The 14,595-nt window shown below is 57.6% G+C and carries 14 protein-coding genes; 9 read left to right on the top strand and 5 right to left on the bottom strand.

Features of this window, described 5'->3' with window-relative positions; all coding sequences use genetic code 11:
* Positions 1 to 35 precede the first annotated feature (35 nt).
* The 3 genes from rsmB to def are packed head-to-tail and all read right to left on the bottom strand — an operon-like array spanning position 36 to position 3,000.
* On the bottom strand, positions 36 to 1,493 hold the full coding sequence (gene rsmB, locus ACH3PB_RS16825; protein ID WP_416396597.1) for a 16S rRNA (cytosine(967)-C(5))-methyltransferase RsmB: 1,458 nt from the start codon (positions 1,491 to 1,493) through the stop codon (positions 36 to 38).
* Positions 1,493 to 2,497 carry a methionyl-tRNA formyltransferase gene (fmt, locus tag ACH3PB_RS16830; protein WP_416396598.1) on the bottom strand — a complete coding sequence of 335 codons (1,005 nt, stop codon included), beginning with the start codon at positions 2,495 to 2,497 and terminating at the stop codon, positions 1,493 to 1,495. The genes rsmB and fmt overlap by 1 nt, the downstream gene beginning before the upstream one ends.
* Entirely contained in the window at positions 2,494 to 3,000 is a 507-nt protein-coding gene (gene def, locus ACH3PB_RS16835; protein ID WP_416396599.1) for a peptide deformylase, read from the bottom strand. The genes fmt and def overlap by 4 nt, the downstream gene beginning before the upstream one ends.
* 228 nt (positions 3,001 to 3,228) lie before the next feature.
* Between def and ACH3PB_RS16840 the strand changes: the two genes are divergently transcribed.
* The 9 genes from ACH3PB_RS16840 to ACH3PB_RS16880 all read left to right on the top strand — a co-directional run bounded on the left by ACH3PB_RS16840 (position 3,229) and on the right by ACH3PB_RS16880 (position 12,238).
* Complete coding sequence (locus tag ACH3PB_RS16840; RefSeq protein WP_416396600.1) at positions 3,229 to 4,296, top strand: LysM peptidoglycan-binding domain-containing protein; 1,068 nt, start codon at positions 3,229 to 3,231, stop codon at positions 4,294 to 4,296.
* 112 nt (positions 4,297 to 4,408) lie between these two features.
* Positions 4,409 to 5,686 (top strand): DNA-processing protein DprA, encoded by a 1,278-nt coding sequence (gene dprA, locus ACH3PB_RS16845; RefSeq protein ID WP_416396601.1) that lies wholly within the window; start codon positions 4,409 to 4,411, stop codon positions 5,684 to 5,686.
* 29 nt (positions 5,687 to 5,715) lie between these two features.
* On the top strand, positions 5,716 to 6,300 hold the full coding sequence (locus ACH3PB_RS16850; protein ID WP_416396602.1) for a Sua5/YciO/YrdC/YwlC family protein: 585 nt from the start codon (positions 5,716 to 5,718) through the stop codon (positions 6,298 to 6,300).
* Positions 6,301 to 6,327: 27 nt separating this feature from the next.
* Positions 6,328 to 7,254, top strand: coding sequence for an oxygen-dependent coproporphyrinogen oxidase (hemF, locus tag ACH3PB_RS16855; RefSeq protein ID WP_416396603.1), 927 nt, complete (start codon positions 6,328 to 6,330; stop codon positions 7,252 to 7,254).
* A gap of 13 nt (positions 7,255 to 7,267) precedes the next feature.
* A complete protein-coding gene (locus tag ACH3PB_RS16860; protein ID WP_416396604.1) occupies positions 7,268 to 8,182 on the top strand; it encodes a shikimate dehydrogenase in 915 nt (304 codons plus the stop codon).
* A 69-nt stretch (positions 8,183 to 8,251) separates the two neighbouring features.
* Positions 8,252 to 8,548 carry a PA4642 family protein gene (locus tag ACH3PB_RS16865; protein ID WP_416396605.1) on the top strand — a complete coding sequence of 99 codons (297 nt, stop codon included), beginning with the start codon at positions 8,252 to 8,254 and terminating at the stop codon, positions 8,546 to 8,548.
* Positions 8,549 to 8,554: 6 nt separating this feature from the next.
* The gene (locus ACH3PB_RS16870) at positions 8,555 to 11,617 is read left to right on the top strand and encodes an intermembrane phospholipid transport protein YdbH family protein (protein WP_416396606.1); all 3,063 of its coding nucleotides are present in this window, start codon (positions 8,555 to 8,557) and stop codon (positions 11,615 to 11,617) included.
* A gap of 22 nt (positions 11,618 to 11,639) precedes the next feature.
* Complete coding sequence (locus ACH3PB_RS16875; protein WP_416396607.1) at positions 11,640 to 11,846, top strand: YnbE family lipoprotein; 207 nt, start codon at positions 11,640 to 11,642, stop codon at positions 11,844 to 11,846.
* 47 nt (positions 11,847 to 11,893) lie between these two features.
* Positions 11,894 to 12,238: a YdbL family protein gene (locus ACH3PB_RS16880; RefSeq protein WP_416396608.1), complete on the top strand. Its 345-nt coding sequence runs from the start codon at positions 11,894 to 11,896 to the stop codon at positions 12,236 to 12,238.
* A gap of 3 nt (positions 12,239 to 12,241) precedes the next feature.
* Here ACH3PB_RS16880 and ACH3PB_RS16885 read toward each other — a convergent pair whose 3' ends face one another.
* Positions 12,242 to 12,751 (bottom strand): hypothetical protein, encoded by a 510-nt coding sequence (locus ACH3PB_RS16885; protein WP_416396609.1) that lies wholly within the window; start codon positions 12,749 to 12,751, stop codon positions 12,242 to 12,244.
* A 105-nt stretch (positions 12,752 to 12,856) separates the two neighbouring features.
* Positions 12,857 to 14,593: a sodium:solute symporter family protein gene (locus ACH3PB_RS16890; RefSeq protein WP_416396610.1), complete on the bottom strand. Its 1,737-nt coding sequence runs from the start codon at positions 14,591 to 14,593 to the stop codon at positions 12,857 to 12,859.
* Between the last annotated feature and the right edge of the window lie 2 nt (positions 14,594 to 14,595).

Raw genomic sequence — 14,595 nt, forward strand, 5'->3', positions numbered from 1 at the left:
TTCATTAATAGATTGTTAATGTACGAGAGGGACAACTATATACGATGAATCACCGAATAGAAGAATCCATCATGTCTGCCTGCTGCTGCAAACACCTGTATGCCATGGTCAGTAGAGGTGAACGCTGGAAGCTTCGCGAAGGCGGCGTATGGCTCGAACGCAACACCCAATTCGGCGGGGGCTATATTCGTGAAATCTGACCACACGCTCAACAGCCTTGCTACCGCTTGATCGTTCTCAGCCCTCAGTATCGAACAGGTGGCATAAACGAGTAGACCACTCACGCCTACACATCTAGCGAGCCCATCCAGCAATGACGCCTGCTGTCCGACCAGCGCTGCAACATCTTCTGGCCGCCTGAGCTGCTTGATATCGGGATGCCGGCGAATCACGCCAGTGCCGGAACAGGGCGCGTCGACAAGTATGCCGTCGAAGGTTTCTTCACCAGTGTGCCAACTCGCAAGGTCTGCAGCATCGGCGGCCACAGTTCGTAGCTTGAGCCGTTCAGGCTCCATCGCGGCAATTTGCGTAAGTCCAAGCCGTTCGAAAGTCGCTTCAACGCGCTCGAGGCGATTTGGGCTGATGTCGAGGGCTGTCATCTCTACGGCGTAACCCAGGTTCAACAGGGCTTCAATGGCAGCACAGGTCTTGCCGCCCGGCGCCGCACAGGCATCCAGCAGGCGCAGGGGCCTGTGTATGCCGGGTTCATGCCTCTTTACGAGCGCCGCCACAAAAAGCCCTGCACAGAGCTGCGCTGCTTCGTCTTGCACACTCACCTGGCCTTCGTTAAAGCCTGGCAGCTTATCGACCGGGCACGCCTGCTCGAGCTGAATGCCATATTCTACAGTGCTGAGCGGCTGCGCGACCATGCCTGCTGCGCTGAGGCGGCTCAGATAGCCTTCCACCGTATCTTGCAGGGCATTGACGCGCAGGGTCATGGGTGCCTGGATGTTTGACTCTGCCGCCGCCAGTTTCCAGTCCTCTGGCCAGTCCTGTCGTAACTGCTGGAGCAGCCATTCGGGCAGTTCGTAGCGCGCCGAAGGGGGCAGATGCTCATGCACGGGAACACCGGAAGCCTTACTGTCCGCTTCGTCTCTGAGCGCACTGCGTAAGACGCCGTTGACCACTTTCACAGCCCAATCCTTACGGAGAGCCCGACACAGCTCCACAGTTTCATTCACACAGGCCCGAGCCGGTTTATCCAGATGGATCAGCTGAAACAGACCGAGCAATAATACGATCTCGACGTCACGATCTTTTGCCCGAAACGGTTTGGCGAGATACTGACTTAGACGGTAGTGCAGACTTTCGAAGTGGCGCAGAGTGCCATAGACGAGAGCCTTGACCAGTGCAGTGTGAGTGGAGGGGCCGGTATCCGCATTGGCAACTGCCGGCATTACTGCCGCAAGAGAGGCCTGGTCGATGATCACGGCCTTCAGAATACCGAGAGCGGCCAGGCGAGGGTTGGACGCGATTGGCTTGCCCCCAACCATCAGGCTGCGTCTGCGTCAGCGGCCGGGGTCTCGAGCACAGTCCCTGCGCGCAGGAATGGCTTCTGCGAGTTCATGAAGTCCTTGGCGCTTACCGGCTTCCCACCCGCTAACTGAAGCCTGGTCAATCCCAGCAGGCTCTTTTCACGACAGAGTACGATGATGGCGTGACCGTTGAATCCGACGACCGTACCGGGCTTGGCGCCTGGCTCGATGGTCAGCGAACCAAGACCGCCTTCGCCGATAACCTCAGCGGCTAACACGCGGATCCGTTCTTCGCCATCGCAGCACCAGGCCATGGGCGACGGATGGAGTGCGCGAATCTTGCGCTCGATTACGGTAGCGCTTTTCGACCAGTCGATTCGGGCTTCCTGTTTTGTCAGTTTGTGTGCATAGGTCGCTTGGGCATCTTCCTGGACGACGGGTCTGGCTTCGCCAGTCAGCAGCATCGGCAGGTTCTCGATGAGTAACTTGGCCCCGAGTTCCGCCAGGTGATCATGCAGGCTGTCCGCCGTTTCAGTTTTCCCGAGATCGTAGCGTATCGCCCCAAGCATGGGCCCAGTGTCCAATCCTGCTTCCATCTGCATCAGAGTAACGCCGGACTGTTTGTCGCCAGCCTCGATTGCACGCTGCAATGGTGCCGCACCGCGCCATCGCGGCAGCAGCGAAGCGTGTATATTGATGCAGCCGTGCTTGGGAATGTCGAGTACAACCTGAGGCAGCAACAGTCCATAGGCGGCCACGACCATGATCGTCGGCTTGTAGCCGCGCAGGGTTTCGATGCTCTCTGGGCTACGGAAATTCTCAGGCTGCTCCACCGGAATTTCGTGGGCCTGCGCGAGCTGCTTCACTGCACTGGCCTGCAGTTTCTGGCCCCGCCTGGCCGGCCGGTCCGGCTGCGTATAAACAGCAACGACATTCGCGCCGTGATCGATGAGCGCCTTCAGGCTGACGGCCGAAAACTCAGGTGTGCCCGCAAAGACGATGGGTGCTCGGGATGCGGTCAAGCTTGCAACTTATGCTGTTTTTCCAGCTTCTTGCGGATTCGTGATCGCTTGACGGTGCTGAGATAGTCCACGAAGAGCTTGCCATCGAGGTGGTCGAGCTCGTGCTGGATGCATACCGCAAGCAGGCCTCGCGCTTCGAGTTCATATGGCTTGCCAAACTCGTCGCAAGCCTTGAGCAGTACATGATCGATGCGGGTCACGCCTTCATAGAAACCAGGTACCGATAGACAACCCTCCTGCATCTCCTCAGGCTCACCCTCGAGTACGGTGTAGGACGGATTGATCAGCACGAGCGGTTGCGAATGATCTTCAGAGACATCGATCACGACAACACGCTGGTGGACGTTGACCTGAGTCGCTGCCAGGCCGATGCCCGGTGCCTCGTACATGGTCTCGAACATATCCGCGACCAGCTTGCGTAGTTTTTCGTCGAATTCGATGACCGGCTTGGCAATGGTGCGCAGCCGCGGGTCAGGGAACTCCAAAATCTCTAACTGGCTCATTCTGAAAGCGTTCCGTAGATCGAAAGTTGAACAGTTAACAATTTCTGCTTTTCCACAGGGTGCAAACTAACATAATTACGAACGCCTGCTAGTATTAGCAAACGAGCTCTGAAAGACTCCGCGCGCCCTGTGAAGGCAATATCCCATTATCGCTCAGCGCCGCGGCATCTACAAATTACAGTCCCGGCAAGCTGCAGTTTGCCGGCTCTCACGGCAAAAGGTAGACCGATGATGCGATCCGTATGGCGACCTGGTAAGCAGATGTTCAAGCGCCTTCTCGTCAGTGCCATGGTGGCTGCACCACTCTTATGGCAGACAGTGTCTGCCGAGCCAAGGTTGCGCGATAACCATCCCGAACAGTATACCGTCGTCAAGGGCGACACGCTGTGGGGCATCTCCTCACGCTTCCTGCAGAACCCCTGGTACTGGCCTGAGATCTGGTACGTCAATCCGCAAATCAATGACCCGCACCTCATCTATCCTGGTGATGAATTGTCACTGGTGTATGTCGAGGGTCAGCCGCGCGTCACCGTCGCTCGTCGTGGTGAAGCTGGCAATACGGTAAAGCTATCGCCCAAGGTCCGCGCTACCCCTATGGCAAGCGCAATTCCAGCTATTCCACTGGAAACCATACAGCCCTTCCTAAGTGCCAACCGGGTAACCACCGAAGAAGAACTGGAAGCTGCGCCTTATGTATTGCTCGGCAAGCGCGGTAACCTGATCGTCGGCTCGGGTGACAGCGTGTACGCACGCGGCAAGGCCGAAATGGATGAAACCTATGGTATTTACCGTCGAGGCCAGGTCTACATAGATCCGGATACGAAGGAAATGCTGGGCATCGAGGCTCGCTCCATCGCTGCAGGCCGAATCAGTGAAAAGCAGGGTGATGTTGCGACCGTCAACATCCAGCGCTCCTCGGAGGAAATCCGCCAGGGCGACCGGCTGTTGCAGGAAAATGCACGAGATATCACTGCGACTTATTATCCCAGCAATCCGGAAGGCGATGTCAACGGTACGATCGTTGCGGTTCTGGATGGCGTGACCCAGATTGGTCAGTACGACGTGGTCGTACTCAACCGCGGTGAACGGGAGGGCATCAAGAATGGCAACGTGCTGGCGGTATACAAGCGCGGTGAGCAGGTTCGCGATCCATACACCAAGGAAGTCATTCAGTTGCCGCCGGCTCGCGCAGGCATGCTGATGGTATTCCGCGTATTCGACAAGATGAGTTATGGCCTGATTCTCAGCGCCGAGCAGCCACTGTCGACGCTCGACAAGGTCCGCAACCCCGAGTAAATCGTGAGCGCCCGTTGCACGACGGGCGCCGACTTCAAGCCTGGCTAGGCTGGAACAGCACATTGCTGTAAACTTGACCACTACTTTGATCGACGTTCAAGGATGAACGAACATGAATGAACCTTTCCTGATGTCTGCTGTTCAGGCAGATACGGCGGCGCCTGACGCTGCGCATGATCAATCCGCTGATCAACCGTTTCCAACCCTCGGATACACTAACCGCCTTAGCGAGATCCAGCGCCGCTGGCTGCTGCTCGCCAGTTCGAGAGGCTTCGGCCCGGTCAAACTGGCGCTGGCTGCCGAGCTGATACTTGGCCGCACCTGCGAATCTTCACTGTTTTCAACGCGTGACAAGCAGGTCAGCTCGCTGACGGCCGTGGAGCAAGCGCGCGTTAGGCGCTGCATGAGTGGTGTCGAGCCAGCACAACCAGCCGCCGCGGAACTGATCGCTGTAGTGATCCAGTGGCTTGAGTCTGCAGCTGATCATAGCCTGATGACCTTGCTCGACGATGACTACCCGCCACTTCTCAAGCAGCTTAAGGATCCCCCGGCCGTGCTGTATCTCAAGGGCCGGCGGGACCTGCTGGCCTACCCGCAGATAGCGATAGTTGGTTCGCGTCGCGCGAGCCGCCAGGGCATGCATGTGGCAAAGTCGTTCGCGCGCGAGCTCAGCGCCAATGGTCTCACCATTACCAGCGGACTGGCGCAGGGTATCGATACCGCCGCTCATCAGGGTTGTACCGAAACCCGAACGGTCGCTGTCCTCGGCTGCGGGACTGATATGTTTTATCCGCCTGCGAATCGACCCCTCCAGGTGGCCATCGCAAACAATGGCTTACTGGTGAGTGAATTTCCCCCGGGCACGCAGCCGGCCCCCCACCATTTTCCCAAGCGCAATCGCATCATTGCCGGACTATGTCTCGGCACGCTGGTTGTGGAAGCGGGTGTACGCAGCGGCTCGTTGCATACAGCAATGTCGGCGCTCGAGCTCGGGCGGGAAGTCATGGCCATTCCCGGTTCGATCTACAGCACCGAATCGCGCGGCTGCCATTCGCTTATCAAGCAGGGTGCGGCGCTGGTGGAGACAGCGACCGATATCGTTCAGCGTCTTCACGGCACGCTCGAGACCTATCGACAGTTGAATGGTCTGGCGATCGATCCTGCCAGCGGCGTGACGGATGACATGGCTGCGCTAAGTTCGCCGGCCCAGCAAGGCCCTGCGAAAGTGGTTCTAGATGCCTTGTCAGCGCCAAAGGACCTGGACGAGCTGGTTGCGAACACCGGCCTTGGCGTCAGCGAACTGATGCAGGCCCTGTTGTCGCTGGAACTGGACGACCTCGTGATTCAGGAGGGAGGGCGTTATCAACGGGCTGAGTTTGAGCTAAAGTAGGCGATCCTGAATAAACGGCCCGGACAATCATGCGATTTGCACTTCCCCTGCTTCTGAAAGCTGTCGACCACGTGAAGAAAGGGGGGGTAATCGCTTATCCCACCGAAAGTGTTTGGGGGCTTGGCTGCGACCCGATGAATCAGCAGGCGCTGGAGAAGTTGCTGGCGTTAAAGCAGCGGGACTGGCGCAAGGGCCTGATACTGATATCCGGTCACGCTGCGCATTTCGATGATTTACTCGATGCCGAGCAGACCAAGGGTGGTGTTCGGCTGACGGCCGACGCCAGGGCGAAAATCATGTCGACGTGGCCAGGACCGACAACCTGGCTCATTCCCCTGCCGAAAACGACAGCCTATTCGCCATTGGTCTATGGCCAGCATGCTTCGATTGCTGCCCGAGTGACGACGCATCCGATGGTGGTCGAGTTGACCCGACACTTGCAGGGCCCGATTATATCCACATCAGCCAACAGAGCCGGCCAGCCCGCTTTGAAGGGGCGTCTGCAGATTCTGAAATGCTTCGGCGATCAGGTATACTGCCTGCCCGGCGACACGCTTGGCTTCGACCGACCATCTGATATCTTTGATGCCGTCACGGGTCGTCAGCTGCGTTAACCGCTGGTCGATGACTGGCAGCTATCTATGAGGGGAGTGTTAGACGCGGTGCAGAAAGACCAGGTAAAAGCTTATCTGATGGATCTCCAGGACAGCATCAGCCAAGGTCTCGAAGCCGTCGATGGCAAAGCCCGCTTCGAAGAGGACCAGTGGGTCAGACCGGAAGGTGGGGGAGGTCGCTCCCGCGTGATGAGCGATGGCGCCGTTTTCGAGAAAGGCGGCATCAATTTTTCCCACGTTACCGGTGCGCAGCTGCCGCCGTCCGCGACCGCCAGTCGCCCTGAACTCGCCGGTCGTGGTTTCGAGGCCATGGGCGTTTCGCTCGTGATGCATCCGCGAAATCCCTACGTACCCACGTCGCATGCGAATGTCAGATTCTTCATTGCAGAACGTGACGGCGAGGCGCCAGTGTGGTGGTTTGGTGGCGGCTACGACCTCACCCCGTATTACGGCTTCGACGAAGACTGCCGGCACTGGCATGCTACCGCAAAAGCCGCTTGCGATCCCTTCGGTCCGGAGATCTATGCCGAATACAAGGCCTGGTGCGATCGCTACTTCCATATCCGTCATCGCGGTGAACCCAGAGGTATCGGTGGGCTGTTCTACGATGACCAGAACGAGTGGGGCTTCGAGCGCTGCTTCGAGTTCATGCAGCGCATCGGTTCCAGTTACCTTGACGCCTATGTGCCAATCGTGGACCGTCGCAAGGCGACGCCCTTTGGCGAACGGGAGCGCGAATTCCAGCTCTACAGACGAGGCCGCTACGTTGAGTTCAACCTTGTCTACGACCGTGGCACACTTTTCGGTTTACAGAGTGGTGGCCGCACGGAGTCGATATTGATGTCGCTGCCACCACTGGTTCGCTGGGTGTATGACTGGACGGCCGAAGCCGGTTCACCGGAAGCGAAGCTTACCGATTACTACCTGACCGACAAAGACTGGTTAGCAGACTGAGAGATTCTTGATCATGGACATGTACGCCGTTATCGGCCACCCGATCGCACATAGCAAGTCACCGAAAATCCACGCGATGTTTGCCCAGCAGACCCGTCAGGATATGGAGTACCTTGCTTTGCAGGCGCCACTCGATGGCTTCAGACAGACTGTGAGCGAATTCTTCGCCAAGGGTGGCAAGGGCGTCAATGTCACGGTGCCGTTCAAGGAACAGGCCCGGGCCTTCGCTACGGAATGCTCGATCGAGGCGGACTTTTCGGGAGCCGTCAACACGCTGATGCCTGAGCGACCTGCTGGTTCGGCAGTTCTGCCAACCCCGATGCGTTCGGCAGACGGTCGCCGCGAATCGCAACCACGCTTTTCCTACGGCCACAATACCGATGGCGAAGGACTCGTTGCAGACTTGCAAACCAACATCGGCTTTCGTCTGGCGGGGCAGTCAGTGCTGCTGATTGGTGCGGGCGGCGCAGCGAAAGGCTGTCTGCATCCTCTGCTGGAGGCTGGTGTTTCACGGTTGACTGTGACCAATCGTTCGCCTGCCAAGGCTTTTGCACTGGTGTCCATGGCTGCAGAGAATCGTAGAAGCCGTCGCTCGGACGACAGCGTGCTCGATGCCTGTGCCTTGGCAGATACCGAGCACCTGTTGAAGAGTCCGTACGATCTCGTCATCAACGCCACATCGGCCAGTCTGCAAGCTGACGTGCCTGATCTGCCTCCCGATCTCATACGAGCCGATCAATTGATCTACGATATGATGTATAGCCACGACGATACCGCCTTCATTGCCTGGTGCAAACAACACGGCGCCCGGAACTGTGCGGATGGCATCGGTATGCTGGTAGAGCAGGCAGCGGCGGCGTTCCGCTTGTGGCGCGGCATAATGCCCGACACTGCGCCCGTTCTGGAAGCGCTTCGTAAAGGTTTGTAATGAGGAGGATCACAGCGCCCTCTTTCAATCTGAATCATCTGTTAATTCGAATCATCAAGGAGAACAACCGTGAGTGGACCATCGCAACCCAAAGTTACTGATGAAGTCTGGGATGATGAACGGGTCAGAAGCTTCCTGAATCTGAAGCCCTATGACGAGACCGACGCGGATTACCACGCGCTGCAGAACGCGTATGAATACATGCGAGCCGAGGATTTCAGGCGTTTCGTGAAATTCTTCCAGACGGCAGGTCGCAACCTGCATGCCAAGAACCTGAATGGCGAGACCCTGCTGCAGCGAATTGAAGGCCATGAGGCGGCCAGTGACTATCGTGACATCCTGCGCGAGGCGTCAAAGAGCGCCTGATAAGCTGTGCGCGGCGCCTTGCTCCCGCGCTTGAAGCGTAGCGCCAGCTTTGTACTGGCGCTGACGCTTTCTCTGCTGCTTCTCGTCGCCTGGCTGTTTGTGACGCTCTGGGCAAGCAGTCCTTATTGGGCCCCACCTCTGGCCGAACGGGTCGCGCTGAGCAATGGCGTCTCACTTAAGCTGAGTGGGTTTGCCCGTCCTTCGTTAGCGGGCCTACACATCGGTCGACTCCAGCTGGTGAACGAGAGCGTTGCAATCTCGCTTGAAGATCTCACTGTAGACTGGACCCACCCCGAAGCGCCCGCGACGCCGGTGGTGCAGACCCTGTTCAGGCGTCTCCTGGTGCCGCCATCCTCACAGAGGCTTAGCGCAGATCTTATTCTGCTGTCTGTTCGAGCCGCTGGTCTGGACCTGCATACGGGCAATAGACTGCCGCCGGCGCTGCTTTACATAGACGAGCTGCCCAGAGCCCCGGAAACTGTTATGACGCCGCCGGAGCCACAGGTCGAGTCAAGAGGACGTCGATTAGCCAGCATGCTGGCAGCTTTCGAATCGCAGCAGGCCAAAGCGCAAACGTCACGACAATTGATGCCCGCCCTGAGTCTCCCCTTTGGGCTGCAGCTCGATGCTGAGCTCGTACTGGACCATCTTCGCGTCCGAACCGAATTCAGTGAAGCGGCAGATGTAGCTCAGCCTTCCGCAGACCTCAGCTATGTCGCTGACGCCTTTTCAATCAGGGCGAGCGGGCTCGACCGGCGTCCCATGTCCATAACACTGGCATCGACCGGTGATCTGGTTCTGCCCTCGATGTGGCGAGAGCAGGGTTCCCCAAGCAAGGACGTGCTGTCGTTCTCGCTCGATCCTCTTGTACCTTTGCAGGTGGAGGCTGCAATCGATCACCAATCGGTTCTCGTGAACCTGAGATCTAAACCGTTGCAGGCTTCGCTCGCCCTCGCGGCTGAAACTGACGTCGCTGGAGATGCGGCAGCATGGCGTCTTCACGGCCAAACCAGGATGGACACGGCGGGGCAGGCAGTCGGTTTCATGCTCCCGCCGATGGCGCCCGTGTACATGCAGGTGCTGCCTATACAGATCGATCTCGCGACTGCCGCTATGGATATCGACCTGAGGCTCGATGACGACCTGCTGCCTCATAGCTCACAACCAGAGAATGCACGCCTGGCTGCCGACCTTCACTTCGACGCCAGCGGACCACCGGGACGATTGCGGCTTTCGCAGGTCTTGAAGCTTGGGCGTGAAGAAGGTGGTCTGACACTCGATATCAGTGAGGGACGCTATAGCCTGGATCCAGATTCGGCCTGGTGGAAGCGCAATGCCTGGTTCAACGCCACCGGGCTGAAGTCGGCTGCGCTACAGCCATGGCGCCTTGAGCCACGCGCTTTGAATTGCCAGTTCACGAGCTGGCAGACTGTAGTCGATGAAATACCTGACTGTCAGTGGCCGCTTATACTGACCGCCCAGGCTGGACAGAACAAGGCGACGCTCGAGTTGACGCCAGCCTTCGGCGCACAAGCAGAAACAGCGCGAACCGGTAAATCGACCAACAGCATTGCGGTGAAGCTGGACTCGGCCGGTGAACAACTGCATGAGCGACTGCCAGAGCGGTGGTCACTCAGTGGGCGTGCTATCGTGCAGCCTTCACAATCCACCATGAAGGACCAGGTCTGGCAACTGGAGCTTGAGCAGGCAGCATTGAGCCTTGAATCACTCGTTCTACCGGATGTGCAGATTGATCAGCTGGCTTTGAAGATACCCCAGTGGCAGCTTCTGATTCCGCAGCTTCAGCTGACTGACGGTTCGAGTATGCTCCAGGTCGGGTCCATAACAGGCAGCGGTGCAGCGAAACTGGACATGCGTTTTCGTAGTGGGCTGTTACCGACTTCTGACGCGATGCCGGTGTCTGCAGATTTCACGGTGGACCTGATCGAGTCGGCTGGGTCGGATTTGCCTGACATGCTGCTAGAGGTAAAACAGCTCGAGCTGGCGGGACTGACGCTGGTGTCGAAGCTCAGAGTAGACGGGAGTGATCGTGTCCTGAGCGGCCCGCTCCGCGTGAGCGGCAAGCCGGACAGCACGCTATTGAACGCCGCACTGAAAGGCGCTGTCGGCGAAGCTGTGCCCGGTCTTGATGTGAAGCCTGGAGACCTGCTGTTCAAAGGCTTGATCAGTCTGGATATGGCTAGCTCAACACCGGCGTGGTCTGCAGAAGGCCTGCTTGGCCTACAGAAGTGGCAGCTTACGACTGAAAAAGCGGAAGCAAAGCGTCTTACCTTAAGCGCAAGCCTTGCCATGGATGAAGGACGCCTGCAGGTATTCGATCAGGGCGAGGCGCTGTCTACGCTCAGCGCCGATTTGAGCCTGCTCGGCTTGCCCTTTCCGGCAGCTTTTCTGAAATTCACCACTGACCTGAGCTATGGTGAAGGACTGTCGCCCGGCAGCGATGGCGGCATAGCGGGTACGCTTGGCCTGAGCCAGGCCCGAGTCGGTGCGTTCCTGGGTGAAGTGAGCCTCGGTAGTCCGCTTACACTGCCATTGCCGCTTTCACGGGTCAGCGAGGCCGAGCCAATGCGCATCCCCCTTCGCCTGCGAAGCGTGGACCTCGGCGCGCTGGTGGCCCTGGAAAACGAGCACATCGATGCGACCGGTACCATCAGCGGTCGGCTGGGCCTGGTCTATACTGGAGACAGTGTGCAGATTCCCGCTTCAGCGCCGGGTCGGCTTGCTGCGGATCGTGGCGGTCGGATTCGGCTGAAGGAGGCTGGTCAATGGCAGAGCATGGCAGGCGGTAATCCCCAGCTGCTGTTCGCTGTCGGCGCCCTCGGCAATTTCCAATACGATTCGTTGAAGACCAGTGTTATCTTCGATGATGACGAATGGCTGAAGCTTGGTCTGGAACTGCGAGGACGGAATCCAGAGGTCATGGAGGCCAGACCCATTCACTACAATCTGAACGTCGAGACCAACATTCTCTCGCTATTGCAGAGTCTCGAAATGACGAAAAATCTGAGTGAGACGCTTGAACAGCGATTGCTCAAAGCCTACGAATAGCGTTTCAACAGGAGTGGTTTCCATGTCAGCAGGCCAGCGCTCAGTGTCTGTTCCGATCTTGCTAGCGAGCTTGTGGCTGCTCGGGCTGAGTGCCTGCACGCCCAGGGTCGAACTCGCAGCGTCCGAGCCGATCACCATCAACCTGAACGTCAAGATCGAGCATGAGGTCAGGGTTCGGGTCGAGAAGGATCTGGAAAATCTGTTTGATGAAGAAGACGATATATTCTGATTGTGGGACTGCTGTCTGTCAGTCTTCAGCCATTCTTGGAGAGCCTTATGAGTTTCACACGTTTATCAAAGCCACTCAGATTTCTTGCAGTTCTGCCTGCCATTGCCCTGTTGAGCCTGCAGGCCTGGGCGCTCGATCTGGAGGAGGCCAAGAATCAAGGCCTGGTTGGCGAACAGCCCAACGGATATGTTGCAGCTGTCGTTAGCAGTCCGGAAGCCGAAGCGCTTGTGCAGGAAATCAATGCCAAGCGAGAGGATGCTTACGTTCGTGTAGCAGAGAAGAACAAGATTGACGTCAGCAAGGTAGGGGCCTTGGCGGGCAAGAAACTGATCGAAAAATCCGAGCCGGGACAATTCGTACGCTTGCCGAATGGGCAGTGGCAGAAGCTCTGAGCTTCAGCGATTTTTGCTCACACCAAATCCGTTGTCATAGATTGAAAAGGCAGTGCTGGTTTCGACGAAGAACCGGCTGCCATTCCTGATGACCACGAGTCTGAGCAGGTCCTCTGCGGCAGGCATTGCAGCAAGTTCCAGCTGCCATAGCTTGCCTGAGTCCGTGGTTTCGTCCTGCACTGGGTGCATGATGTTCGGCGGCTCAACAGCTGTCTTGCCGATCTGAACGAAAGCGGCATCTATCGCATGATTTGATGTTAACGACAGGCCGGGCCTCCCTTCTTCAAAGCGCATGGTGATGAGCAAATCACCATTCTCAAGTTCACACAAACCGCTTTCATAGCGGCAGTTCGAGTGCGCTACCAGAGGGTAACTCGCGTCTACCTTGGCTGGTGCCGGTTTTTCAGAGACCATGGCGTCAGTGCCCAGATAGGCCAGTATGGCCAGTATCGGTGCCACGATCATGGCAATGACGACATGCTTGTTGGTCATTAAGCTGAAAGCTGCATTCATGGCTGGTGTCTTGAGTCGAATCGCGCATGGAGGGCGCTGGAGAGGAGAGTGTATCGGTCCGCGCGGCTGAAGTGAAACCGCACGGACCGAGGGGTCGGGATGGTGCTAGTGAGCTACGGCTGCTGAAGCACCCTGTGGAACACGAATGTGCTCGACCAGTGCCACGACTTCAGCCGGTGGTTCAGCAGTGAATTTGCTCACGACCACGGCCACAACCAGATTGACGATGGCACCAATGCTGCCGAAGGCATTCGGTTCGATGCCAAAGAACCAGTTCGGCTGCATATCACCCAGGTACGCTGTGCTGGCGATGAACATGATGCCGGTATGCTGGAACACGTACAGCAGCGTGACACCGATACCCGCGATCATGCCGGCAATGGCACCTTCCTTGTTCATCCGCTTCATGAAGATGCCCATCATGAGGGCCGGGAAGATCGACGATGCCGCCAGACCAAAGGCCAGTGCCACTGTCCCGGCCGCGAAGTCCGGTGGGTTAAGCCCGAGGTACCCCGCTACGAGTATCGCCCCGGCCATGGCCACCCTACTCGCCAACAGCTCTGATCGTTCTGATATGTTCGGCATGAAGACCCCCTTGAGCAGGTCGTGGGATATCGACGACGATATGGCCAATAGCAAGCCCGCCGCGGTCGACAGCGCTGCAGCCAGACCACCGGCGGCTATGAGTGCGATGACCCAGTTCGGCAGCCGTGCGATTTCCGGATTAGCCAATACCATGATGTCGGCGTCAATCGTCGTCATCTCGTTGGTTGCCGGGTCTGCCGTGTACTGGATTCTGCCATCATTATTCTTGTCCTCATGCTTCAGCAGACCAGTCGCTTCCCATTTCTTGAACCAGTTTGGTCGTTCCGCGTACTCAAGGTTTTCAGCCTGCTGTGGCTGATCAATGGTATTGATGAGGTTCAGACGCGCCATCGCCGCTACCGCAGGTGCTGTGGTATAGAGGATGGCAATGAAAACCAATGCCCAGCCGGCGCTGCTCCGCGCGTCGCTCACCTTCGGCACGGTGAAGAAGCGGATGATGACGTGCGGCAGACCTGCGGTACCGATCATCAGGGACATGGTATAGAAGAACATGTTGGTCAGACTGAGACGGGCCTCAGTAGAGTATTCGGCGAAGCCGAGTTCGGTGACCACCTGATCCAGACGGTCGAGAAGGTAGATGTCGGTACCTGAGATAGTTGAGCCGAGACCAAGCTGCGGAATCGGGTTGCCGGTCAGGTTCAGCGATATGAATACTGCTGGAATTGTGTACGCCAGAATCAGTACGACGTACTGGGCTATCTGGGTATAGGTAATGCCCTTCATGCCGCCCATGACCGCATAGATGAAGACGATACCCATGCCAATATAGAGCCCTACGTCATAGCGCACTTCCAGGAAGCGCGAGAAGGCGACACCGACACCTTTCATCTGACCGATGACATAGGTGACTGAGGCCAATATAAGACAGATGACCGCGACGATCCGCGCGCTTTTCGAATAGTAGCGCTCGCCGATGAACTCGGGGACAGTAAACTTGCCGAACTTCCTCAGGTAGGGCGCAAGGCACATGGCCAGCAGTACGAAACCGCCCGTCCAGCCCATGAGAAATACAGCGCCACCATAACCGTAGAACGAGATGAGGCCCGCCATGGAAATGAAGGAGGCGGCTGACATCCAGTCTGCCGCCGTCGCCATGCCGTTGGCTATTGGATGTACACCGCCGCCCGCAATATAGAAATCGGAAGTGGTCGAGGCTCTCGCCCAGAACGCGATGCCAATGTAGAGCAGAAAGGTTGCGCCAACGACCAGATAACTCAGTAACTGCAGCTCAGTCATGA

The sequence above is a fragment of the Allohahella sp. A8 genome, assembly GCF_047946665.1.
Classification (GTDB): Bacteria; Pseudomonadota; Gammaproteobacteria; order Pseudomonadales; family Oleiphilaceae; genus Allohahella.